General features: G+C 59.7%; 17 protein-coding genes and 5 pseudogenes. 8 read left to right on the top strand and 14 right to left on the bottom strand.

The window, feature by feature from the left end; all coding sequences use genetic code 11:
* Positions 1 to 357 precede the first annotated feature (357 nt).
* Positions 358 to 657 carry a hypothetical protein gene (locus NMG80_RS17790; RefSeq protein ID WP_254019300.1) on the bottom strand — a complete coding sequence of 100 codons (300 nt, stop codon included), beginning with the start codon at positions 655 to 657 and terminating at the stop codon, positions 358 to 360.
* 90 nt (positions 658 to 747) lie between these two features.
* Positions 748 to 1,593, bottom strand: coding sequence for a hypothetical protein (locus NMG80_RS17785; protein WP_254019299.1), 846 nt, complete (start codon positions 1,591 to 1,593; stop codon positions 748 to 750).
* Between the two features lie 95 nt (positions 1,594 to 1,688).
* Between NMG80_RS17785 and NMG80_RS17780 the strand changes: the two are divergent.
* The 5 genes and pseudogenes from NMG80_RS17780 to NMG80_RS17765 form a co-directional block, all read left to right on the top strand.
* A pseudogene (locus tag NMG80_RS17780) lies at positions 1,689 to 2,065 on the top strand (transposase); the annotation flags it as partial.
* A gap of 91 nt (positions 2,066 to 2,156) precedes the next feature.
* Entirely contained in the window at positions 2,157 to 3,098 is a 942-nt protein-coding gene (locus NMG80_RS17775) for a lipase family protein (RefSeq protein ID WP_254019298.1), read from the top strand.
* On the top strand, positions 3,095 to 4,711 hold the full coding sequence (locus NMG80_RS17770) for a serine protease (RefSeq protein ID WP_254019297.1): 1,617 nt from the start codon (positions 3,095 to 3,097) through the stop codon (positions 4,709 to 4,711). Before NMG80_RS17775 ends, NMG80_RS17770 begins: the two co-directional genes overlap by 4 nt.
* Complete coding sequence (locus NMG80_RS37350) at positions 4,705 to 5,076, top strand: toll/interleukin-1 receptor domain-containing protein (RefSeq protein ID WP_367185970.1); 372 nt, start codon at positions 4,705 to 4,707, stop codon at positions 5,074 to 5,076. Before NMG80_RS17770 ends, NMG80_RS37350 begins: the two co-directional genes overlap by 7 nt.
* On the top strand, positions 5,028 to 5,318 hold the full coding sequence (locus NMG80_RS17765) for a hypothetical protein (RefSeq protein ID WP_254019296.1): 291 nt from the start codon (positions 5,028 to 5,030) through the stop codon (positions 5,316 to 5,318). The genes NMG80_RS37350 and NMG80_RS17765 overlap by 49 nt, the downstream gene beginning before the upstream one ends.
* Positions 5,319 to 5,572: 254 nt before the next feature.
* Here the strand turns inward: NMG80_RS17765 and NMG80_RS17760 are convergent, their stop codons facing one another.
* The 4 genes and pseudogenes from NMG80_RS17760 to NMG80_RS17745 form a co-directional block, all read right to left on the bottom strand.
* Positions 5,573 to 5,731 (bottom strand): hypothetical protein, encoded by a 159-nt coding sequence (locus tag NMG80_RS17760; RefSeq protein ID WP_254019295.1) that lies wholly within the window; start codon positions 5,729 to 5,731, stop codon positions 5,573 to 5,575.
* 481 nt (positions 5,732 to 6,212) lie between these two features.
* Positions 6,213 to 7,820 carry a peroxidase family protein gene (locus tag NMG80_RS17755; protein WP_254019294.1) on the bottom strand — a complete coding sequence of 536 codons (1,608 nt, stop codon included), beginning with the start codon at positions 7,818 to 7,820 and terminating at the stop codon, positions 6,213 to 6,215.
* Positions 7,821 to 8,618: 798 nt separating this feature from the next.
* Positions 8,619 to 8,708 (bottom strand): annotated as a pseudogene (locus NMG80_RS17750) (MucR family transcriptional regulator); the annotation flags it as partial.
* A 1,104-nt stretch (positions 8,709 to 9,812) separates the two neighbouring features.
* A complete protein-coding gene (locus NMG80_RS17745; protein WP_254019293.1) occupies positions 9,813 to 11,354 on the bottom strand; it encodes a hypothetical protein in 1,542 nt (513 codons plus the stop codon).
* A 175-nt stretch (positions 11,355 to 11,529) separates the two neighbouring features.
* Here NMG80_RS17745 and NMG80_RS17740 point away from each other — a divergent pair, with 175 nt between their 5' ends.
* A complete protein-coding gene (locus NMG80_RS17740) occupies positions 11,530 to 11,889 on the top strand; it encodes a hypothetical protein (protein ID WP_254019292.1) in 360 nt (119 codons plus the stop codon).
* Between the two features lie 220 nt (positions 11,890 to 12,109).
* Here the strand turns inward: NMG80_RS17740 and NMG80_RS17735 are convergent, their stop codons facing one another.
* From NMG80_RS17735 to NMG80_RS17725, 4 genes and pseudogenes are all read right to left on the bottom strand, one after another.
* Positions 12,110 to 14,155, bottom strand: coding sequence for a hypothetical protein (locus tag NMG80_RS17735; RefSeq protein ID WP_254019291.1), 2,046 nt, complete (start codon positions 14,153 to 14,155; stop codon positions 12,110 to 12,112).
* A 457-nt stretch (positions 14,156 to 14,612) separates the two neighbouring features.
* The gene (locus NMG80_RS17730; protein ID WP_254019290.1) at positions 14,613 to 15,341 is read right to left on the bottom strand and encodes a recombinase family protein; all 729 of its coding nucleotides are present in this window, start codon (positions 15,339 to 15,341) and stop codon (positions 14,613 to 14,615) included.
* Between the two features lie 421 nt (positions 15,342 to 15,762).
* On the bottom strand, positions 15,763 to 16,200 hold the full coding sequence (locus NMG80_RS37345) for a WD40 repeat domain-containing protein (RefSeq protein WP_367185969.1): 438 nt from the start codon (positions 16,198 to 16,200) through the stop codon (positions 15,763 to 15,765).
* Positions 16,201 to 16,246: 46 nt separating this feature from the next.
* Positions 16,247 to 16,738: pseudogene (locus tag NMG80_RS17725) on the bottom strand (transposase); the annotation flags it as partial.
* Positions 16,739 to 17,081: 343 nt separating this feature from the next.
* Here NMG80_RS17725 and NMG80_RS17720 point away from each other — a divergent pair.
* Entirely contained in the window at positions 17,082 to 17,414 is a 333-nt protein-coding gene (locus NMG80_RS17720) for an SDR family oxidoreductase (RefSeq protein WP_367185968.1), read from the top strand.
* Between the two features lie 27 nt (positions 17,415 to 17,441).
* On the opposite strand, the gene NMG80_RS17715 is transcribed toward NMG80_RS17720, so the two are convergent.
* Together NMG80_RS17715 and NMG80_RS37340 are read right to left on the bottom strand one after the other, a co-directional pair.
* A complete protein-coding gene (locus NMG80_RS17715; protein WP_254019288.1) occupies positions 17,442 to 20,690 on the bottom strand; it encodes a DUF4062 domain-containing protein in 3,249 nt (1,082 codons plus the stop codon).
* A gap of 393 nt (positions 20,691 to 21,083) precedes the next feature.
* Positions 21,084 to 21,209, bottom strand: a pseudogene (locus NMG80_RS37340) (LysR substrate-binding domain-containing protein); the annotation flags it as partial.
* Here NMG80_RS37340 and NMG80_RS17710 point away from each other — a divergent pair.
* Positions 21,208 to 21,555: a hypothetical protein gene (locus tag NMG80_RS17710; RefSeq protein ID WP_254019287.1), complete on the top strand. Its 348-nt coding sequence runs from the start codon at positions 21,208 to 21,210 to the stop codon at positions 21,553 to 21,555. The pseudogene NMG80_RS37340 and the gene NMG80_RS17710 overlap by 2 nt on opposite strands.
* 869 nt (positions 21,556 to 22,424) lie before the next feature.
* Here NMG80_RS17710 and NMG80_RS17705 read toward each other — a convergent pair.
* Positions 22,425 to 22,952, bottom strand: a complete 528-nt coding sequence (locus NMG80_RS17705) for a DNA polymerase (RefSeq protein ID WP_254019286.1) — start codon at positions 22,950 to 22,952, stop codon at positions 22,425 to 22,427.
* A 949-nt stretch (positions 22,953 to 23,901) separates the two neighbouring features.
* A pseudogene (locus tag NMG80_RS17700) lies at positions 23,902 to 24,484 on the bottom strand (hypothetical protein); the annotation flags it as partial.

Raw genomic sequence — 24,484 nt, 5'->3', positions numbered from 1 at the left:
TCACTCGATAGGCATGGCGATTACTTGCAGTCACAGTGACGCGGTAACAGCGTACGCCATCGTTCCCCCTCACTGGTTAGCGTCAGACCAAGGCTCTTTGACACTCTCAGACAGAAACTTTGGACGGAGTGTGCCTCCAGGCTGTTGCCTGCATCAAGCGTCGCGCCCCGCGGCTCTGCACAGCTTCTTCAACACGATAACAGCCCGGTCCGGACAACCCTCTTGGACCAGCCTCAACCGAAAGCGGATTTGTGGCGCTTCAATCCTGGTATCATTTCAGCATTTCCTTGAAAGCCTTGTGTGCGTAGCGAACTCCGCAAGGCCCCAGCGTGTAATACTTGTCGCCGAAACCAGATTCTACAGCCCGTCGGCGCTGCGAGTTTCTTCAACCGAGCGCTGGTAGGAACCGTCCTTGGCGACATAGGTGATCCGGCGCACCGTGCCTGTGGCGCCCTTTCGGTCAGCGACTGCGGCTGGGGTTTCCTTGGCCGGATCAGAAACAGTGTCTGCGGCGATACCGCCGGCCTGGGGCGAATAGACATAGAACTCGACGCTACCGGAAAGGTCCCGGAAGCGCGCGCCGTCGTGGCCATCCGTCGTTGTGCTTGGAACACCCGCGATGGCGGTGAAGCCGTCTGGATAGGAGATGGCGACCACGCGCCGCGATAGTCCTGAACGCCAAGTGCCGCAGCGCGATGAATGTTAGGAAGCCAGGCGAACAAGCGCATAAACCAACGCCGCCGATACTCAGAAATCGAATGGCACGGCGATGAGGCCTGAGCGGTATTTTTCCGAGCGGGTCCAGCGCGGGCCGCCACCCGTCGCCAGTGGGTTAAACGGGGAGAATTCGATGTTGTCCTTGGCGATCATTTGGCGCATCGAATGGGCTTCCACCACTTCGCCGCGACGTCCGGGGAATACGTGGTAACCCGCATGTGCGATACCGACGAAGATAGGAACGTTGGCGAAGGCGGCAGGCTGCGTTTTCTTGAACCCGACCAACTCGGTCGAATTGTCCACCTTCGAATCGTGGTAGACGCCCCGGTTTTTTACCGATGCATACCGGAGGGCATGCCCTCCCCACACCGGCATCCACTTGCGTGGCGGTTTCAGCGGATTGAGCTGCTGGTCCTCCGCGTCCCATTGTGCGTTCTTCGACGGATCCGGGTTCCAGTAGTAAATCTTCCACCCGAGCTGCTGCAGCATCATTTGCAGGTCAGTGCCGTAGAACTTCTGGTCGATTTTTAGCTGATTGTTGATCTTCTTCCAAGTGTTGCCCATGCCGGTTGCGTTTAAGCCTTGCTCCACCGCCTGCATTGCCAGCAAAATGCATGCGGTCGCCACTTGCTGGTCGACTAGGAATGCCGGTTTGCCGAACTTGCGAAGTTCCTTGATGCGAAGTTCGCGTGTACGGTGCTCAGGCTTGCGGTTGCCGTAATACTTAGACACCGCCCATTTGGCGTAGAACGCCTTGTGATCGGCAAAGACCCAGTCAAGAAAATCAGCCGCCGCATCGCAAAATTCTGCAATGGTGTCGCGATGCTTGCGTATCTCAGAAGAAGAAAACATACCCGCGGGAATTGCTGATGGCATAGTTGCCTCCGACAACTTTTCTTCATCACACTATACCAACTCGCTGTACGAGTATATTAGATTGTTCATGAACATGCGCCCGCGCTGTCCGGAGCCTGTCGCGACGTCAGGCGGCAGAGCGCTACGGGGTTGGAATCAGCACGGTCATCCGATGGGTGCGCCCCTTGCGCGAGACGAACAAGCTGACACCCGGCAAGATGGGTGGGCACAGACCGAAGAAGATTGCCGGAGAGCATCGGGACTGGCTGCTGCGGCGCTGCCGGGCGGCGGAGTTCACACTGCGCGGTCTTGTGGCCGAGCTTGGCGATCACGGCCTGAAGGTCGATTACCGCTCGGTATGGGAGTTCGTTCACGCCGAGAAGCTCAGTCACAAAAAAAGACGCTGATCGCCAGTGAGCAGGATCGCCCGGATGTGGCGCGCCGGCGGGCACAGGGGGTAAAGTATCAGGACCGCATCGGTCCTACCCGAATATGACAATGCCGATATTTCCGTTGAGAAGGGTATACAAGTCGAGAGCCGCGCCTTAGCCTAGTAAAGAACTCTCATGCCAGGGGAAGCAGCGATGGCGACCGTCGTGTTTATCCACGGCCTCTCGAACAAACCCGAGCATGAATACTTGCTCAACCTCTGGAAGCGGAAGCTCGGACACGAAGGCGGGGTGAGCCTCGACGACCGCGGCGTCGAATCGTCGATGGTGTATTGGGCGAATGTGCTCTATCCATCGGCTGATACCGATCTGGCGGCTTACGAAAGTGCGGCGTCGGGCGACGAAGTGCTCGTCGAGGGCCACGAGGCCGTCACACTGGCTCCGGACAAGCTGCCGCCTGACGAAGCTGCCTTCGTCGCACGGCTCTCGCGCGACGTGGGCATCACAGCAGACGACCTTGACCCGGCGACGCTTTCCAAGACAGAACGGGATCAGCTTCGCTACGAGCGAGTTCCGCTGCCTGCCTGGCTGCGCAATCGCCTGATGGCGAAGCTCGTGCGGGACGCGCATCTCTACTTCTTCAACAAGGAATTCACGCCCCGCGCAAGCGAGACCTTCCGGGTGCGGGACGAGCTGCGGAAGCGCTTTATGGATGATCTGCATGCGGTGAAGGATGACTGCCACCCGCTCGTCGTAGTGTCGCACAGCATGGGAACGATCATCGCCTACGACTGCCTCATGCACGAGGACGACTGCCCACCCGTTGATGGACTCATTACGATCGGCAGTCCTCTCGGGCTCGATGAAGTGCAGGACTTTTTCCCGAAATGGAAGCGCGAGGACGGCTTCCCGTCGGACAAACTGCGCGGGCCGTGGATCAACATCTTCGATCGGCTCGATCTCGTTGCTGGGGCCGATCCGCGAATCGCCAACGATTACCAGAAAAAAGGCTCACCTGTTATTGAGGACCTGGAAGAGCCCAACTGGGGAGAGTGGCGGCATAGTATCAGCAAGTACCTGCAGGGCAAGGAGCTACGTGCGCGCATAGCGAAGCTTCTGAAAGTGGAGTGGCCATGACGACCTTCGACAGCGTGGCCGTCTCGATCTGCGATGCCGCGAAGAGATACGCAAAGGACCAGGCGCGAGCAGAGGTGGCAGCGCTGACAGCAGCACTAGCTGCACCCGACGCGTCGCTTTCCGAGAAGGCCACGGAGAAGCTGATCCTTTGTCTGAACGAAAGCCGATGGTTCGATCTGAGCGAAGAGATAGGGGAAGCGCTGCTTGGACGGGGGGGCGCCACGCGCCTGACACGACAGCGCTATGCACAGGCAATGATCGAGCGCGGTAAGATTGGCGCAGCACGTGCGCAGCTGCAGCAGCTCGCCGGTATCCCGAAACTCGCACCCAGCGAACTGGCGGAGGTGCGCGGACTGATCGGCCGTGCGGTTAAACAGAATGCCGTTACGCGGCGCAGGATGAAAGGGGCATGGCCGAAGAACGCGATCAGCGAAGCGATCCGGTGCTACAGCCGTGTCTACGCGGCCGATCCGCCGGCTCGCACCTGGCACGGCATTAACGCGGTCGCCCTGCTGGCGCTTGCGGGCCGTCACGGCATCTCGCCGCCGGCTGGTCCAAACCCTCAGTCGCTTGCTCAACAGATCATCGATCATCTGGAGCAGAAACGTGAGAACGATCGTTGGGATCACGCGACGTGGGCTGAAGCGTGCGTCGCGCTAGGGCAGTGGGACGAAGCCGCAAGACATCTTTCCGAGTACATCTGGCACCCAGCAGTCAACGCCTTTGCCCTGGGCAGCACCCTCCGACAGTTCGAAGAGATCTGGGAGCTCGATGAGCCCGGACATCCCGGCGGCAAGCTCCTCACCTTACTCAGGGCACGCCTCGTCGAGGTCGAAAGCGGTAGCATTGTCCTGCAGCCGGCGCAGGTTCGCGGAGCGCTCGAGTCGCCCACCGCGAAGATAGAATACGAGAAAGTATTCGGAAAGGACCACTTCGTCACGCTCGAGAACTACCTCAAAGGCGTCGAGCGCTGCCGTGCCGTGGCGCGCATCGGCCGTGAGTTCGCCCGCGGAGACGGCACCGGCTTCCTAATGCGCGGCTCGGACTTCTCTTCGAAGCTCGGCCCGGAAACGGTGCTGGTCACCAACGCGCACGTCATCGATCCGACGGGAGAAAGCGAAGGCATACCGCCTGGCGAGGTGGTCATTTCGCTGCAAGCGCATGAAACGGTGCCTCCGACACAGGAGTTGAAGATCGCGAAGGTGCTCTGGTCGTCTCCACGCAAAGAGCTGGACGTCACAGTCGCGGAGCTCGATGTCCCGGTGCCGCTGACCCAGTCCTATCCTTTGGCTCAGCAGCTTCCCAAGCGTGGTGCGCGAGTCATCGTCATCGGACATCCAGGAGGCGGCACGCTTTCATTTTCGCTGGCCGATAATGAGCTGCTCGACTACGAAGACGCTGGAAGGCTCCTTCATTACCGGACGCCCACAGAAGGTGGCAACTCGGGCAGCCCGGTGTTCTCTCACGAGTGGCGATTGATTGGGCTGCATCATGCCGGCGGTGATGGGATGCCGCGCCTCAATGGCCAGGCCGGCACCTATCAAGCTAACGAAGGCATTCGCATCGACCATATCCGCTCGGCGTTCGACGCGAGCTATTCTGAAGCATGTTAGTCGCAACCACTGCTGGAGTGTCGACATGCCGATCCCCATTGATGCTAGAATTTGGCGCCGCCCCCCGCCCGCTCGCCGATGGCGAGCAATGGAACGTTTTTCTCTCGTACCGATCGGCCAACCGGCCGCGGGTCATGAACCTTTACGATGTGCTCCGGCGTTACGGGCACAAAGTGTTCCTCGACCAGTGCGTACTCGTCGCAGGCGACCAGTTGATTGCGCGGCTCGAAGACGCGCTCGCAACCAGCCAAGGGGTGTGCTCGTTTGGTCGAATGCCGCGCGCGACTCCGACTGGGTGCGCCGTGAGTACCAAGTCATGGAGCAGCGGACCACGAAGAAGAAGGGCTTTCGCTTCGTGCCGGTAAGGCTCGACAACGCCGAGCTGCAGGATTTCGCCGACCTACGCATTTTTCTCGACTTCCACGCGTATCCCGACGGCCCAATCGGCGGTGAGTTGCTCAGGCTGCTTCATGCGGTCGTCGGCGAGCCTTTGAGCGAGGAGGCGCCCGCTTCGCAATCGAGCAGGATGAAGCGTCCAAACAGGCGGCGACGCAGATTGCCGCTGCCATCAGGAAGCACACGTCGTGGTAGGTGCTCTGCTTTATAGCCTTTACACATGGGCAAAAGCGACTATAGTTACAGTTCTTTCAGTCTTTTTCAGTGGATTAGTTGTGATAAGAACAACTAAGGTGTCATATCACTTCGGATTGAACAGACTGGTTTTTGGCGCAGGCAAAAGCATTTTGATGCCCGACGTGAAATTGAGACGTCTCTTCGGCTTTTTCCGAACTCACAGCTAGATGTTCGAGGATTGGCTGGTAGGCATGCTGTCATCTTATGCCGTACTGATTGTGAGCCATCTCAGGCAGCCTCCGCCAGACGCTCGGCGCTGAGTTCAGCGAAGGTGCGGCCATCACCATCCAGCGTTGTTGTCTGGCCAGTGAACTCCTGCCAGCGCTTCACGGCCACATCGACATAGGCAGGGCTGAGTTCGACAGCATGGCAGCAGCGGCCGGTCATCTCGGCGGCGATGATCGTGGTGCCTGAGCCGCTGAACGGTTCGCTATGGCTCCCTCAGCGTTCAATGCAGTGCACAGCTTTTCTCTTGGAACCCCGCAGAACGCGGGCATTCTGGGCAGCTGAGGCCGGATCGGAGAATAGTTTCACAAATGGACTGGCGGAGGGAAGGGAACTGGAATCCAACATTCTCCAGACCCGGCACGACGGAGCCGAATTGCTGAGCGCCGCTAACTCTTAGTACAGAGCAGGCCCCTTGACCTTTTCGATTGCTCGCTTGTCATCGAGCGGTGTTGGCCCGTTCAAGGCGAACACACGGGCGCCAGGACAGAAGCCGAGCGCTGGACGGCTTTGACATGCAGACGATCCAGCACATCGACAGTTGCAAAAAGTGGGGCTCCGCTGCAGAGCCATTACGACCCTTCGTCCAACCCGTTGAAATGGCTGCGGCGGGAAGCAGCACCGCAGCCATTTGGCCGACGTATCAGTCTCCTATCGGATTGATGTCGTTCACGAACCGGAGCATGTCGGCCATCTTGAAGTCGCCGGGGGTCGCCGAAGGCAGCGTCGGCTTCCAGTTCTTTTCCCTCCAGAGGAAGGAGTTCTGGTCGCCATGGACGAGGCCGACGAAGACCTCCGACACCATGATCGACCCCACGGGGCCGAGCCTGAGGCCGTCGTGCCGGACCTTGGCTTCTTTGAGGATGTAGTACCAGAGCGGTGTCTTGCTGTGCAGGCCTTGCGACTTCGTCGCCTGTCCGTCCGTCGATCCGTTGCTGTCGGAGGCGATCTCGTCCGGGGTCAGCGGGTTCTTGATCTTCATGTGCTCGGCGACGTCCTGACCCGAAGGGAGGCCGAGATTGACGCCCCGCTTAAGGTTGCGGAAAGCGAGATTGCCACCGCCGCCAGGCAGGCTGTGCAGGATGGGTGCCAGTTGCGGATCGATCTTCCGTGTCGGGGTCATTTTTACTGGAGCGCCGCCGCTGTCCCCCAACTCGTAAAACCGCCGCCAGTCGATGATCCAGTTGCTGGGCAGCGCCGAAACCGGGATGGGTCCAGTCGGCGGGTTTGGTGCGAGGTCCCCGATGATCGAACCCGAGAGGCCGCTGAAATCGAACAGCCGTTGAAAATCGGCGAGCGTGAACACCTTGTTGTGGGGATATTTCTCGCGGACCATGCTGTGGCCAAGCCGGTAGGCGGCGGCCGAAAACTCGACCGGCATGTAGGGGACTTTCTTGAAGCGATAGAACTTGCGGCCGTTGTGGAGGATTTTGGCGACCGTTCCCGGCTCGGTCAAGCGCTCCACCCAGTCGTGCAGCACGATCCACTGGTAGTGCCAGGTGACGATCTTGCGGGCTTCCTTGAAGATGTCGGCTGGCGGGTTGGTTGAGGCCGATAGCATGTCGCAGACGGCGTTGTGGAACTTGAGGAAGGCCAGATGCGTCTGCGCCACGAGCAGGTTTTCGTCATTTCGGTGGTCGCCGATGAGCGCAAAACCTTCGGGGCTGCGCGGCAGGTCGTTGCGGAAATCGCCGGTGATGCCGCCGAAGCCGACCGTGATGTTCTTGCCTATCAGCAGCTTGGGGCCGTGCTTGTTTCCCGCGGCCGGATTGCGCGCATAGAGGTGCGGGCTGCCGTCAGGGCCGAGGCCGTAAATGCAATCGAGGTCGACGCTCGGGGTGCGGAAGTTCTCAATGCCGAGCGGATCCTTTTCCTTGTCTCCCAAAGACGTCAAATCAAGCGTGATGTCGTGGTCCACGAACTGGCCGAAATAGGTGAAGCCAGCCGGAATGTTCGGATTGTTCCCCGTCTGGCTGCCCGGATCCGGGTCCTTCATCGCGTCGGCGAGAACCTGGAGCTTGGCGTCTGGAACGTTGAGCGGGGCAAGTTGGGGAAACATGCGCCCGAACATGCCCGGGTCCTTGTGCCCGGACAGGGCATCGAGCAGCGCTCTCGTCGCGTGACGTCCGGCGACGCCGTGGCCGGGCGTCGTCTTGATCGCGTTCGAGACGACGGCAGGCGTGGATTCAAGACTGGTGACTTTCGCGGCAAATACCGCCGCGGGCGAGGATGATTTTGGCTTTAGAGACATGAAGAGACTCCTGGACGTGTATCGAAGCTGACGCTTGACACATTGAAAGCCCCCCGGCCTTAGATAATCTCAAGCCATGTTCTACCGATCGGAGTCGAAACTCACAGATGGCGCGACATGATTTCCTATTTAGCAAGCATGCTCGCAGAGCATGGAGCTATATAACCCAGGGTAATCTATTTACGTCGAGTTGACAATCGACCGAATCTTTTTGGAACAAACGCTATAAATCAAGATCGTTACTTTACAGAATCTGTAGAAGAGCTTGAAATTGCGAGGGAATCACAGCCAACGGAGTTAGCATCTGTTATTGGTTGGCGCTGAAACTTACTTCACCCGCAGAAGACGGCTTATCGCTGGTTGGACCGCGGCCGCATGAATGAACCCTGGAGGGCATCGGCCTGCTGGTTCCGTACGATGTGGCTAATTGCGGACACGTTCGAGGCTTCAACGCAGGAGGGGATAACATTATTCCCGACCCATTGCGTGGTCTCCTGGAGTTCCATCAGGAAACGTCCGCATTTGACGCAGTAGTTCGTTTCGGAGTCGATCTCATGCGAGAAATATTGATAGGACATACACTCGTGCTTTCCATTACGCCGGCGTCCTTCACGCGCCCGGCAGTTTCTATGATTGAAAACGTGACCTAATGCATTCCGTTCCCACCTTTAAGGAGCGGCAACAGCGTCATACTGTCATAAGGGTTCGGCTGCGCCTGCAGAATTGCCGCGCGACGAGTTATGTGGAATATCGAAGGCGCGTTGGCTTACTTTCCTTCCGAGAGGCGGGGGCCACGCGATGCCGCTTGAGCGATTTGAACTGTTTGCCGTCTTCTAACGAGATCGTGTGGGCCGGCGTTACCGATTTCTTGATTGGACCGCCAGGTTTTACGCTTCAACCTCGGCAGGAGCAGCACCATTTGACTAGGCCATTGAGCGACGCCACAACACTGGCAATCGGCTCGGGCCATCTTGCCAGCCAAGCATGTCAGGTACCGCGGGATACGAGGCGCTGGAAACTAACCTTCTCCGTTTTTTGTACCCGTCAGCCACATGCACAAGGGGGCTGTTCGTTCATCGTTGCCTGGCGATTGCCGCGGACCCCCAAGTCCGGGACTGCCACTAGCAACGAATGCCGGCTTACTTTCCGTTAACGTTTCGCAGTGAAATCCACGGGGGCCTCTTTGAAGGAGGCGGACATGCTGTTTTGGGTTTGCGTCGACGACAAGCCTATCGCGCTACCCACACAAATAGACGTCTACCCCGGCAACTCGCAGCCGATGGAAGCCAAGCTCCGCTATCAAGCGAACACGCCGAGTTGGACCTCAAGCAGGCCAACATGAGCTCAAGATAATCTCCGAGGCCCCGATGCCTCGGTTCCGAGCCTGCAAACAGTGCTGACGTTCCCTTACCCGTCGATACGCTCGACGAGGAGAGCGAGACCGATGGTACGGCCTAGGGCCGATCCCGCGATGGAGCGGTTATCCACTGCCGGCAGGGCAAGTCCGGGCGCTCGCCTCGTGGGATGTCTGCCTCTCATTCAATAACTGTCATTCCGTAGGCGACCTTCGCTCCACGACGTGGGTCCAGCTGAGGTCTTAGCGCCTGCCGCATTCGACTGTTCGATCGGCAGGCGTCCGGCTTGCCGCTCCAAATGACAATGTACGCACTTCGCGCGATCAGGAGATCCAGGCTTTGGCGCGCAGCGGGGAGTTCACCGACTGCCGGGCGATGGAGGCAGTGCTGAAACGGAGCGAGCGTGAGCGCACGCGGTTGGCACTGGGAGATCCGATGGTCCGATTTCACATAGACCGGCTTTGCATGCCGCATCGGGGCATTGACGAGGAGCATCCCCGACCGACGTGACGGAGGCGACGGACTATTCTAGCGCCTGGAGGTCGCCTGGCTCGACGCCATACGCCACCGGCTGTGGCAAAAGGCGCTGCTGACCGCTCACAAACTCGACGGCGAGCTGCAATTGTCTGCGCCGATCTCAATCCAGTGAGAGATCGTCACTCGAAACGTTCGACTCTTGAATTTCAAAAGTCTTACCCGCGTAGCCCCGAAGATGAGCGATCGAGGACTCAAATTGGTCCAGCATCATAACCCGCTTATGCTTCTCCGCGCGGCTGAAATCGCAATTGCAAAATATACTGCCATTCAACGCGTTTAGCGCCGTTTCCAAGAATATCGCTTCCGGTACAACTTTCAAAACGAGTCGGGTTGGCACCACCAAAGTGTCTGACGTTTCAACGACGTGACACACAAATTTGCAGCCTGTGAACGTGTTGGGGATACTTCGAGAGTGAAACTGCGGGAAATACCCGGTGTCATGAGCAGGGGAGTCTATTTCTTCGCCACCAACTATAATCAAATTCGCGATGAATGTCATCCAGTCTGAGTATATCGGCAAAAAGCTCAATACGTTTGTTTTGCCAGACGTCAGTACGCCGTGCACCGCCAACAAGACGAATGACGCAGTTATTTTGCTTGCAAGGCAAGTGTGCTTTGCCTCGCCAAGTGTTTTACGCTCATCATGATTAAGTTGAATTATGTCTGGCAACAATTCTTGCAGTACATAGAACACGTCAAAAGGAACGGTGCCCGCAAAGTCATCTCCGGCGCTGTTCAACACACCTTCGATCAGTCGCGCGATTCTGTCTTCTTCAGTTGAATTCTTAGAAGCGATCGATCGACCAGCTCTTAAATCACTGACGTTGTCCCTCAATCTGGACACAAAAAAGTCTCCAAAGTGCCTTTCCGCACGACAGGAGGTTTTACTGCTGTCGACGTATTCATAGTTATACTTTGTGTTTTCTTTAAAACATGTGCAGTTGCTTGATCCAAATTCCTCATCCGGCAATCTGTTGTTGTGCTCATGTTGCTCAAAAAAGGTAATCAGCAACTTTGTTTTTACAGCGTAAGTGTACATCGATTCATTATCGGACTTGTTGCTGATCATCATGGCAAGTATGTCCTCCGCGTTTTGCAAGAAAGACTTGTGAAGCTCACCCGCTATCCATACCCGCCTAGAATCGGCCAAATTATCAGTGTAGTAATGGACAACTGGAAAATCTCGATAAAATTGATTAAATTGAACGACTGAATCTGCGACGTTGTCTCCCGATTTTATCGACACGACGTCGCAAAGTGCATATTTAAATCCCCAAGTCGAAGCTCGCAGACAGGCCTCGTACAGGTTAACAAACCCATCGTTACTCCATCGGTAAGATAGCACGCAGGTCTTGGGCTTTTCCTCGATGACATTGACGACCTCGATACAGGCGGCCAGGCACTCTTCCTGTGTTTGTGACACTCCCGACTCGAGACTGCTGAGCTTGTCCACATTTACGGCAGCGTAGTTCCGCTTCTTTTTCAAGCTCGCGGAAAACTTCTCGCGAATGGCTTGGTTGTCTAACTTCGTCACGGTTCGGTACCTCTCGTTCGGGCTGGTGAAGGCTGCGGCGGCCGAATGGTAAAGCTGATCACGTTTGGGTAGCTCGTATGCCGGCTGTTTCTCCTTGGCCCGCTGCATAACGCTCCTGGCAGAACTTTGTCGACCAAGCCTTCGCCGACGTCAAGATTAACACAGCATCGCTCGAAAGGGAGCATGAATTAAGGACACGAAGCTTGCTCTTGTCGAGGTCTAGAGCATTTCATGTGTTGAGAGAATCGTAGGATTCCCAAGAAAGCGAGTTTGTGATTCATATGTGGACGCCCCCGGTCGGCAATGGCTTTCTGTGAGCATTGATCAGGATTCCTGGCCGGTATTCGTCGCGGCGATCACGTTCGGGTACGGAGCCACCGGCGCTTACGGGTTTGGTCGCCCTGATGTCGTCGACCGATGGCACAACAGGCTGGCGCACAGCGACTTCGTCGACGAGGATTTCTGCCGGAAGTATTGGGTGCCGTTCCTGTCCGACGGCCGGATTGTCCCGGGCGACCTGCCTGAGCCGGCGCCATTCTGGCTGCGGCTCCTCTCAGCGTTTCCGATCAAGTACGTGTTTCTGAGCGCGGTCGGGGCGCTCCTCGCGATTGCGGTATGGGTGGCAATGAAGGGAGCGAAATGACGACCCGCGGTCTTGGTGTACGGGTCGATGCTAGCGCCAGAGGGTCATTGACCGGCGGCTCCGATGCCCTCTCCGGTCCAGGAATCGGGCCCGGTGCGGCCGGTCGCGCGCAGCGCCGCAATTGAAAACATGAGGGTTAAACTCAGATCAACCCACCTCTACCGGAAACGGCTCTCGCCTGACGCACCTTCGAGCCACGACGTTGCAATATCCTCACTGCTCATACGTCACCTGGATATCTACAGACCGGGCAGATCGGTAGAATTTGGATCGCTTCGTCCGTATAGAAGGTCCCGCATTTTGGGCAGCGCGCCTCGAAATCCGGTTCGCTGATAGAATACTTGCGCTCGTACCACATGAATCCACGCAGATAGACCCGCGATTCATGGTGATCCATACGCCACCCGGAGCACTCCAATGTAGCGCGTTCGCGGAAATGCTGCTCGTTTTCGACTCTCTCAAAAAGGGTACCTCCAATAACATGGAGCGATCCTGCAAACGGGCCATCACTTGCCTCGCGGACTTCATACCTCGCAGGCAACTCTTCGATCATGTTTCCGAATTCCAGCCCGACCTTCCCCGAAGGCTTCAGCCCACGGTAGTCGACGACATTCCAGCCGAAGAAGTTTGCCAATGTGCCGTTCTCGAAGTGCGCTAGGTAATCACTGCGTGCCGAGGGGAAGACCAGCCCTTCGCATCCGATATTGCGAAGCATCATTCCAAAGTGATCCGTAATGGGATTGCCGCCGAAGCTTTTCCCGGTCAGCACCGGCATGGCATCGGCCCAGATATCGATCTTGCGGATGTCAACCTCGTGAGCAGCGGCAAGGGCGGCGTAAGCCTCCCCAATGAGGCCGACCGGAGGGTGCCGCAAGAACTCAAGCGTCCACGACCGGGCATCAGAGTAGCGCAGGTCCAGGCAATCCAGCATATCGACTTCGCCAATCCTACACTTGATCGGGATACTTAGCTCGTTGCGTGCGTCCACCTGTCTTAGAATCTCGGGTGAACGTAAGGCGCTTCGAAGCGTCTCCCCATCCTCTGGCAAGTTCGAAAGATAATTGTCAAAGCGGTCAGGCGACTGGATTGCTAAGAAGAGCGGATTGGGCTCATCGGGCAGGCCCCTGAACAGCAGGTTGATCGTGTCTGGGCCTTCTCCGGTTGTGGCAACGCAGTGGCCCGTTAATTGTGGGACAACATATGCGTTTAGTTCTTGAACCAGCGTCCGGTTGTCATTCCCTAGCGCATCCATGCATAGCACATGGTAGCGTGCCCGGGGAAAGTCCTGGCTACCCTCACCGGAAAACCGTCGTCGACAAAACGGACTGACCTCGCGATCCGGCTTAACGCCGGCCTCTAACAGCTCGTGCCAAATCGGGTGATTTGGAGACTGGAATGGCCGGCCCATGAACATGGGAAATCCGAACGTTAGCGCGGTTCGTTGGAGTGGATCGAGTGTGGTTGGGTCAATCTGCTTGCCCCAACAGTGCAGCCGCCTCAGTGGTGCGGACAGCACTGTTCTCAGACTTTGCCCCATGTTAGAAACGGCAAAGCCGCTAATTTGCGGAGCCAGCTGGTTGGACGCGCGGGCGGGAAAACAGGCTCCAACACCTGCCATATCGCCTTCAGGAATCCCCCCCTCCGCAGCTATAGCCTGAAGAACATCGAACAATCGCCGCGACAGGGGTGTTGCCTGCTTGGCGGCATTGTCGATGAGATTCGCCGCGACGTGGAAGGCTGCCTTAATTCGCTTGTTGTCCTTGTCGTTAACAGCCATCCCAATTCGCACGATGGCCCGTTCGAGCGTCTGCTCGATAGATTCGAAATTTTGCAGCTCGGCGGCCGCCATGCTGGCCTCGGCGCATTCGGCATTGAGGTCTGAACATGCTTGGAAGCAGTCCTTTGCTGCAGAGCGATCGCCCTCAGTCAGCAACGCTTGGCCCCAGTAGAAGAGTACTTGGCATAGCTTCTTTGAGTCATCTGCCGCAGCGGCCAGGGCTTGCTCATAAGAGACCCTACGAAAGCTCAATGAAAACAATAGTCCGGCCCAAGCCTCATGGGAAAATGATTTAACAGCAACTTCACGTAAGCTTTCCAACAAGTCAAAACGATAGTCCCGCTCAAGGCTGATTATGAGGATTTGCACTAACCATTGAAACATACGTTTCTGTATCAGCGGCAATGCCGCATCGTGGCACTCGCGGTACTTGTGCTCGGCGAAGAGATCCATGCCATCGGTAAATGCCTTATGCTCTTCAGGTGTCATCTCCGTTTTTCCGATCACTCCCTTGGGCAAACTCACAACGCGAAACGCTTCACCCTCCAGGCCATTTGGCGTCGTCGACGGGGCCGTTCGCCATGAGTAACTTGGCCGCTTCGAGATATTTCAGCGAGTCCGTCCCATCTCGCCGCTCACAATCAGCCGCTCGCGCTCGCCGTAGTCTCGCGCGTTATTCATTATGGATTTTGCCGCTTTCTTCGTCATTTCGAAAAGGCCTCGGCGAAGTGTGCGGTCGTCACTATAGCGCGGTCGGTTGCCAATCGGTAGCCGGCCGCGTTGTGCGAACGATTGGCCGAATTTATGCCCTTCGCTAGGTTCACACTCGCACGTATCCGGATTATGACGGCGACTTAACCCCTTGGTAACCATGCGCGTTGCTTGCCTGCGGGACGGTGGCCAGTGCGGAACTGATCCCAACTATGGACAACAAGCGCTGCGGTGCTTAAGCGTGACGGCTTCGCGTCCGTTGTTCCCGCATATAAAACGCCTTCACCAGTGGCGTCGCCTTTCTCGCCAAGATATTCCGCACATTCGACACCTGCCATTCACCGCCGCGCGCTGTGCGAATGCCGCGGTTGTTCAGGGCGATAGAAATGCCCCGTAGGCTGGTTACGCCCGCCTTCTGAAGCGACATGATCGTTGGCCGAATGGTCTCGGCAAACCGGTCGGCCGCTTGCGTCTGAACCTCACGTCCTGCCGCTGCTGCCTGACCAGCACTCGTCGGGTTGCCGAGCTTTGTGCCCTGCAGCTTGCGAGAGGCGAGGGCGCTCTTGGTGCGCTCGGAGATTTGCCGGCGCTCCTTTTCGGCGAGAGCCGCATAGAGGTGCAGCATGAATGGATCGGCATCGGCGCCCAACTCGGCCACGATGAATGGGACACGCTGCGCCATCAACCCAGCGATGAAGGCCACGTCGCGCGAGAGTCGATCAAGCTTGGCAACCAGCACCGGACACTTCGCCAGGCGCGCTGTGGCCAACGCTGCGGCGAGCTGCGGCCGTCGATCGAGTGCGTCCGCGCCTTTGCCGGTTTCGACCTCGGGGAACTCGGCGAGCAGGGTAATGCCTTCAGCCTCGGCAAAGCGCGTGATCGCGGTTCGCTGAGCGTCCAGGCCGAGCCCCGATCGACCTTGTCGCTGCGTGGAGAGTCGATAGTAGGCGACCGCACTTTTCATGATCAATTCTCCGGGCGTTCAAACCGCAAACCACCGTTTGCAGTTTGCTCGCGGGCGCTTAAGAAGCAACTTCTAAGTAGTTGATTACGCTTGTCTGCCGGTCACCGGCGAGCGTAGCATGGCTGCGATTGAGGGCTCTCAGTCGCACCAGCCGGTTTCCGTGACGCACTCCCGACTGGGCGACCGGGATGAAAAGCCATCACAAGCATTCTACGACGCAATTTGAACCCGAAGCCGCCCTCATTAGCCCATTTCGCTGCCCGATAGCGGACGTTCACCCACAGCCAGCGTACTGACCCCTTCTCTGCCGCGGCAACGACTGTACAGTGCGACAAAGCGGCCATTCAACATCGTCGCGCACGTCCAAGACAGCCGAAATGCCAAGACCAACATCACAGTGCCGGCGAATACCAGCCCGCTCCTAGCACTGAGAGAGGATTACCGCCTGGCAGACACGACGCCCAAACGTCGATATGATGAACGTGTAAAGACCCGCGAGACGGGCGAGTTCCTGCAAGTTTTTCGGACTTCTTTGCCGCCGGTCAGGATCACAAACGCGATTCCCTGGCCATCGAAGCGATTTATTGGTGCCAGTGGCAACCTTCCACAGTCGCGCCAAGATGTTTCTCAAATGATTTGCAGGGCCCGGTCCCTCCGGTGTGATGGTGATGCTGCTGTCTGCAGCTCCATGGCCTTTCAGGCGGTTAATTTCCTTTCCCGTCGCCACATCCCACAGCTGAGCTGTATAGTCGTTGGAGCCCGTGGCAAGCGTCTTCCCATCCGGGGACAAGGCGACACTCCAGACCGGCCCATGATGCCCTTTGAAGCAACGGATCTCTTCCCGTTCGTCACATCCCACAGCCGCGCCGTGTGGTCAGTTGACCCAGTCGCAAGGCACCGATCATCCCATGAACGACATCAACCGTGTCGTCGATGTCGAGCGTCACGCTTTTGGGCGGCGCGGCATAGCTCGACAGCCACAGATCGACCAGCACCCAGCCGAGCCGGATGACGGTGCGCAGGTCTGGCAGGTTCTCCAGGCGCGAGCAGGTCGGCTGCGAGCACAAATCAATCCCGCTGTCGGGCAGCCGCCCGCAGGCGAGCTTGAAGGCCGGGTCGGTGCGCAGTCGGTCGAGATCGTTGGCATCCTCGTAGCCGCATGCGATCGCAAAGATGCGGGCGCGCAGAATGTCGGCCATGGCGTGTGTCACCCGCTGTGGGTCGCGCGGATCGTGGATCGCAGCGGCCAACCTGTCGGCCAGTTGCAGGCGTCGCTCGGCCGCGGCCAAAAGCATGACGCCACCATCCGAGGTGATGCGTCCGCCGTCAAACGCAGCTGTGATCTTCTTGCGCCCAACGGCTGGAAATGAGAGCGGCAGCAACGTATCGTCGGTCATGGCGGGTGTGGCTCGCGAGACGTGGTGGCAGGGCTGGCTTAGACAACCGAATCCTACGCCAAATCAATCGCTTAGGCTACATCCGCCAACCTCTCAAACGCTCCGTCGTGCATAAGACGGGCTAGGGGGTCAATTTTGCACGCCGGTTCACAATCAAGGAACGCTGGCGCCGACTATCATGAGCGCCATGTCTCGACGCTCCGTACCACGCTGATATCCGTCGGAGCGGTAGCGCTGGGCGTTACGGGATATCGGCAGTCGGATACTGACGAGTGAACGCGTCTGCCAACAAAGTAGCGCGGGCGGCCTCCGGAGCTTCATTTCCTGATTAGACTGCAAACAGGTGCAAAGTACAAGGTCCGCGCCGTCGCCTTCTCGCCGGACGGGGGGCGCCTCGCCAGGGGGTCCGAGGACGGCACGGCGGGTGTTGGATATGGGCGTGCGGCTCAATGCCGTGTGTCCCGGTCTCACCGAGACCGGCATGCTCGAGAGCTTCATGCAGGGCGCGGGCAACCCGGACAAGCTGCGCGAGGCCTACCGTCGCGCGATCCCGATCGGGCGGCTGGGGAAGCCCGACGACATCTCGGGCGCGGTGGTGTTCCTTTTGAGCGACGACGCCGAGTTCATCACCGGCCGGGTGCTGAGCGTTTCGGGCGGGCTGACGATGCACGGCTGAGCGCCGCGCACGCGAGCGCGCGAGCGCTCAAACCACCTCCGGCCTTAACTTGGGCAGCTCCCACGGCCGGCTCGTCGCGAACCGATCCAGGCAGAGCGCGATCGCCTCGTTCAGGTCCGTGTCGGTCAACTCGCGTTCGCCTTTCCCGTGACGCACGATCGCGTGGGACACCATGCGGGCAATCACCAGATCGAACACGGTGGCGTCGTTCAGCGCGGCGGTGATCAAGTGTCCCCAGTCGGTCCACTTCCCCGCCGCCATCCAGCGCGCCGACACGAGGTCCTTGTAGGCGCGGCGCGCGTCTGCATCGGCGGTGAGGCGGAGCGTCGCCGAGACATCGGGCCACTCCGGACTCGGCTCGGCGAACCACCGTTCGAAGTTGTCCACGAGCTCCTTGCGCTCGGTCCCGAACTTCGGGTCGCGTACACGGCCGGCGTGCGACCGGCTGCGCCCGACGAGTCCGAGCTCGCCGACGCGCGCGGGCATCCCGAGCTCGCACCATCGGCTCGCGATCGAGAGCAGATGCGCGGACATGTAGCCTGCAAATCCGCCGTCCGCGGTCGCGGCTGATTCGAGCGTGGCTTTGGCGCCGGCAATGTCGCCCTGGGTGGCCTTTGCAGAGGCTCGCGCACTCAAGCGGCGGAGCCGTGTTCCCCATCGATCGTTGGCGTTCTCGGCACGGTCAAGATACGTGGCCAGAGCGGGCGCAGCCATGCCGCGACGCTCGGCTTCGTCGAGGAGCTGCGCCGCCAGATCGAAGGTGAACGTGACGCCTTCTTTTTCGAGGCCGGTCTCGAGGATCGTCTCGAGCCTTGCCGCGGTCCATTCGGCATCCGGCACCGCAAGGGCGGCGACGCCGAGCCCGATGAGACCGATGTCGCGATACCTCGGATACGGATTGGTCTCGACGGCGGCGATCGCACGCCCGATCAGGTCGCGTCCACGCGGATCGCCGGCCAGCTTGATGAGCGAGTCTCTCAACTCGGCGATGAAGTTGCCGGCCCGCTCCTCGTCGAGGTGTGTAGTCGTGTACTCCGGGTTCGGATTCTCTCCGGTCTGCTCTTCGAGCAGCCGGATTCTGCCTGTGACGTTGCCGAGCAGCGGCTGCAATTCTCCGCCAGCGGCCGGCGGGCCCAGTCTGGCGAGCACGCCGGGCGCCCACGCGGCATCGACGCCGATGTCCTCCGCGAGCGACGGATCCGCGTTGACGGCGCTTGCAATCAGTGTGTCGCACAGATCGGTCACGTGCAGCGCCGAGCCGTGGCAGCGCAATCCCAGCTGCTGACGCGACGCGTCGATCAAGGAAACCGCGGCGTCGCGCTTGCCCATCCGAACGGCGGCCCAGATCAAATAAGCGCGCAGCGCCACCACCCACGCGCTGCTCGTCTTGGCGCCGAACCCGTACGCATCGGCGGCCGCCGCGGCAGCCTCGAACCGCCCCTCGTGCACGGAGGTGAAGACCGCCGCGGCAATCCCCTCTGACTGCACGAGCCGCCGGTAGTTCGCGGCACACCGCAGCACCTCTATGAATCGGTCGTTCTCGCAACCGGCGCGGATCGCGCTGCCGAGATCGTTCAGCGTCTGCCAGATCGATCCGAGCACTTCTTTCTGCTCCGACTGGAACGCTTCGTCCAGCACGGTGGCGAACAATTTGTCGTGCTCCCGGGCCTGCCCGAAGTGCCGCACGGCATAGGTCAGCGCGTAGCGCCGCTTCTTTCCACGCCAGCCTTCGCAGTACTCCATTAGTTTCTGCTCGTACTGCGCGATTTCCGGAAAGCGCCTGACGTAGTCGCGGAATCTCGGATGCGCGAACGAGTAGCCCTCCTTCTCGGATCCCGCGACGACGCGGCGCATGCCGGAAACGAGGCGGTCGATCGGGTCGCCGGTCCAGGACGCCCGCAGCTTCTCGTGCAGCGCGGCGAGGTCGTCCTTGTGGATCGGGCCAAGAGCCGCGGCCAGTGTGCCCAGCAGATCGAGCGCCGCGGTGTCGGCCCCGGCCTGCGCGACGATGCCCTTCCACCAGGTAGCCAGGTAGTCTTCGAACCGCTTCGGCTGCGTGCCGACGGTCGCAGGCGTCACATCGCCACGCTCGATGGCCTCGGCCAGGAACGTGACATACAGCGGGTCGGCGCCGGCGACGGCGGCCTGCGGCGTGGTCACCGTGACGACCTTCGCGAGGAGCGCCGCGTTATCGGCGAAAGCGGCCGCCCTCTTCCCTGCGAGGCACAGCGCGGCCGCGACATCCTCCGGTGAAAAGCCGGCGAGCGCCAGCTGCGTGGTGTGGGTTGCCGGGACGCCGTAGTTCGCCTTCCAGTCCTGCCCGACGTCGCGCACGGTCACGATGATCTTGAGGTTTTTCCCCGGCACGACCTTGAGATAAGGCTCGAGGCCGAAGCTGGCCTCGTCGAGGGCGTCCACCAACAAGAGGTGCCGCTCCCGCCAATCGCGTTTGAGCAGCTGATGGTAGGCCGCGACCCACCCGCTGAGCGTGGTGGGCATTTCCCAAGTATCGAAGTTCGAGAATTCCCACAGCCTCAGTTGCTGCACCACGTTTCTGAGATAGCCCTGCTCGGTCAGCATGTCTCGCGTCGCGGAGGCATAGCGCGTGGTGAAGAAGTGATACGCGCACGCTTCACGATTGAGCTCGATGATCTTCACCGCCAGCGCGGTCTTGCCATACCCCGCAGGTGCCGTGATCACCAGGTAGCCGGGATCCGGCGCATCGAGGAACTTCTGTATGCGAGCCAGGTCGTCGCCACGGCCGCCGAACCGCATGTAGTCGGCGAATACCGGTTCAAACACGTAGCGCTCGAGCACGGTTCCGCCACGCTGTTTGAACAGCCACTTGATGAGGCTGTCGTACAGCTTGTAGCGGAACTCCCACGGGGTCGCGAACGTGCTTCGAATGAGCTGATCGACGCGTGCCTTGAATGCGGCGAGCTTGACCTGATCGTCACCTGAGTACGTCGGCAGTTTCGCTGCGGCATCCGCCACGAAGCATAGCCGATCGAGCCCGTGTTGGCCCGCATAGTCGAACTCGAGCTCCGTGACCGACTTGTCGTGGCCGGCCTCGACGTATCCGTACCGGTTGGCAATGATGCCGACGTAGACATTGGCTTCTTTCACCTTCGCCTGGCTGCCCGCGGTGGCGCCGAGACCCATCGATTCGAACGATTCCATGCCGATCGGCACGACTGCCAGCCGGCTGCACACTTCACGCGCGCCATCGCGGTATTCGCCGAGATCGAGGCTCGTGCTGCTGATGAACGCTTTCATGACGGACCCCCGCCCTGTAATCCCCCGTGAGCTCTGGGTAGGTTCATAACCTAGCACGTTCCTCGCCTGAGAGATATCAGCCAACTGCCTGACATCAGGCATCCGAAACGCCGGCAAACCCGGACAAGCTGCGCGCAGCCTACCGACGCGCGAGTCCGACCGGACGGCTGGATAAGATGCCGCGCGTTTCGGGCGGGCTGACCATGCACGGCTGATCGCCGCGCAGGCACTCGCGAAAAAGCTGCTTGCCCTCGGCGCGCGAGAAGTCCATGAACGCGCGTGCAGCCGGCGCGAGCCGCCTGCCGACCGGATAGGCGAAGTGCCAATGGCTCTCGAAAAGCCTTCGACGTCGAGGCAGACGAGCCGGGCGAGCGCCGGGTCGAGTCCCGGCGCATAGCGCGGCAGGATCGATACGCCGAGCCCGGCCGCGACCGCTTCCCGGAGGGCGTCGTCGGAAGGGAGCTCCATGCGGATCCTTGGAGCGATGCCGTGGCGAGCGAACAGCCTGAGAATGATCATGCGGGTGCGCGACCCCGGCTCGCGCATGGAAGGGCTCTTGGGCCAGCCGCACGAAGGCAATGTCCTTGTGGTGTGCAAGCGCGTGGCCAGCGCAGGCGACGACCACCAGCGGGTTGGGGACCAGAGCCTGCACGACGATCTCCCGCTCCTTGAGGTGCAGGTCACCAACTCAGGCAATCGCATCTTTGCCTGCCAACCATCCAGGCCCGACGATCTTGCGATCTCACTGGCATTGCTCGTGTGGGCGGCTCGCCACCCGCACATCACCGAATGGACGAAGCTGGCGCGACCACGTCTTGGCCGTGCCAGGTCGGCGCCGAAATTCGGTTCGACGGCTTGGACGTGATTGGCGACGTTGACGTCGCACGAACATCATCGTGTCGCGTGGAAATTGCCGGAGGTGCTACATATGCGCTCAGGGGGAGAACCACTAACCGACCGTGTGCGTGTCGTCGCGACGCACCACCTTGTCCGTAGCTGTGACGGCCCGGCCGACAAGTCGAGCAAGTTGTGCACCGTGACGCCGGTTTCAAATATGGGCAGTCGTGACCCTCAACGTTAGCATGAAGGTGCGGCTAGACGGAAAAGTGTTCCCACATCTGGCCTTCTTCTCTTCGAAATCTCATGAGCGAGACGCGCCGTCTCGGTGAGGCGGACGTGAACCGCCTTGCCACGGGTGCGCAATATTTCGATAGCGCCGACCTTCTCACAGGCCGCAACGGCGCGAGCACGTACGTCCTTATCGCGCAACCCGGCGGCGCTGTAACGGGAAGTCGAGACCTTGTACCAGCTGCCTCGAGATCTGGTGTGTGGAGTTTGTAGAGCGCCGCAAGAAGGATAAGCAGCCGGGCTCGTGGCGGATAGAAGCGTGCTGCGCCAAGGGGGATCGCGCCAAATAAGCTAGAAACCCGATTGTTGATACCCAGGCCCAGCTTCTTGGCCGGGATTGCGTCGATTGCCGGGTCAACCAAATCCATCCGGAAGCGAGCCGGATCGAATGCACTGTCGTTATCTGGTGCGAGGCATGCGGCGTTGGTGTCCGACTTTTTCATTAGCGTCTCGCAGCTGAGGATGCCCCTTGGGCTGCCTGAGATTGGGTTTCAACGAGATGCGTCGGAAGTGGATTACTAGTAAGACATATAAGAATAGGAACCGTATTCGCGGGAACCGCGAACGACATGCGCGGAATCCGCGAACCTCTGCTCGTCACGAACATCATGGCGTGCCGCCTAACCCGGGCTCCCATCGCGGGCCACCGATCAGTTCCATAACCCGATTCCACATGACCGCGCCGCGATCAGCGTCCATGTAACGATCCGGAAAGCGATAAATGTCAGCGTCCACCCGGCATGCCGGTCCGCCCAGCACCATCGAACTCGCCCAGATCATTGCTGTCCGGGTGACCTCCACGTGCTCTTCAATCCGATCTTCCGGCGCCTCGATCAGAACAGCGTCGTGGACCGGGGCGCAGAGCCGCACCTCCTCCTGGACGATGCGCGTGGCCGCCAGCCGCAGCATGTCGGAGCCACCGGCCTGCATCGGCCAGTTCTGCAAGGATCGCTGGTTCGGCAATTGGTCCGGTCGCACGCGATAGCGCCAACCGAATGGGGTCGTAAGCTCGCTGCCGAGAAGAGCCGCATTCACGTTGCTCTCCGCCCAGGTCCAGAAGCGGCGGTAGGTTTCGCGGTGCCGGCGCAGGATCTCGCGGGCTTCTGCGACCATCATGCCGGCGCTGGTGGCCAATCAGTGCTCGCCCATTCCGTACAACACATCGAGCACGATCGCCTTGCACTGCCCACGTAAGTGGCCGTGCGTGGCCTTATTCGCGCCGGGAGGCGCCAATCCGGCATCAATTGCGAATTGCATATAGGGATCGCCGTAAGCGCGCCACAAGGCTCATCCCCGGACAGCGCGGCGGCGATTGCAATCTCCTGACTTGAGAAGTCCAAATAGGCAATCGCCATGCCGTCCGTCGGCTTTATCAGGCCGCGGAGCCACGTAGCCGTGCCAAACAGAAAGCGGGAGTTACTGGGCTGGTTGCGGCCGGTGCGGGAGCTGAAGGGTGAAATCAGCGTTCGGTTGCGCCCGTCCGAACCGACCGGGATGTTGTTCAGCCTCATTTCGCTCAGCGCATGCCGGAGTTCGCGTAACGGTGAAACGGCCGGATAAGCCTTCGCCATCGACCGAAAAGTGTCGTCGTCCAGCGCCAGTTGGCCACTGTCGAGCGATGGCCATGGTATGCCGGAACGCACAAGCCAGTCGCCGAACCTGTCGCTTTTGATTTGACATTCGTGCCAGCCTGCGAAGCTCCAACGCCGAATAGTCAGTCCGAATTCGAAGCGCTGATCCCATGGCCGTGAATCGGAAAGGACCGTCGGTCTCTGCTACTGGAAGCGCATTTCCGGACCTTTGTCCTGAAACTCGCTCCAGCCTTCAACGTCCGGCGCAGATAAAGGTCCCTTGTACCGCTCATTGCCGGTTTCGGGGCAGCGGTTGCGGACGACCCCAGTCTCCAGCCTCAGCAGGTTTGCTCTGCGTCTCTCTGCCTTCGTCGGCGATATGCGATATGGGTGACAACAATCTCTCCGATGCGAGCTGGGCGCGCATCGACCCGCTTGGTCTTCCTGGCCGTGCCGACCCGGCCGCGGCCGCCGTCGCGGCGAACAACGCTCGTGCATCGCGGACTGGAAGGTTACCCCCCACAATCACAGGCCAGCAATTGAGTGGCGTCGATCACTCGCACGTCAAAAACACCGGCCTTTTCGGCGATCTGTATCATGTCCGACGTTCCACCCCGTGCATCCCCGGTGTCCTTGCCATCCCAGAGTGCGAGGAGTGTAATTGTGCGGGCGCTGCCCGTCTGCGCCATCTCGAGCACCCAACGATTGCCGCGTTCCCACGGATTGAAGCCGGAGGCCTGCAGCCATCGCGGCAAGCCCTCCTGATCACTCAGACAGCGTGGCTGCCGTCCTTGCACGAGGTCGAAGAACCGCCTCCGCCAACCGTCGAGGCCGCCGAAAACCTTTCCGGCAAACTCAGCTGGCGGCATTGGCAGACAGACGACGCTTTCGAAACCGAGTTCCTTGCAAACCTCGTGAACAATAATGTCCGTACCCGGTGCCGCGGAGGCAAGGACACGCAGCGTTGAACCGGTTGCTTTCAGCTCTTCTAGAGCGCGCCGGATCAGCTCACGGGCTTGCTGTTCCTTGTCGGCCGGAAAGCGCGGAACAGCACGGCCGGGCTCGTCAACACGGTGGCCGACAGCGACGACGAGG

It is taken from the genome of Mesorhizobium escarrei (assembly GCF_935825525.1).
Classification (GTDB): domain Bacteria; phylum Pseudomonadota; class Alphaproteobacteria; order Rhizobiales; family Rhizobiaceae; genus Mesorhizobium; species Mesorhizobium escarrei.
The sequence above is the reverse complement of the archived record's forward strand: the minus strand, read 5'-3'. Positions and strand labels throughout refer to the sequence as shown.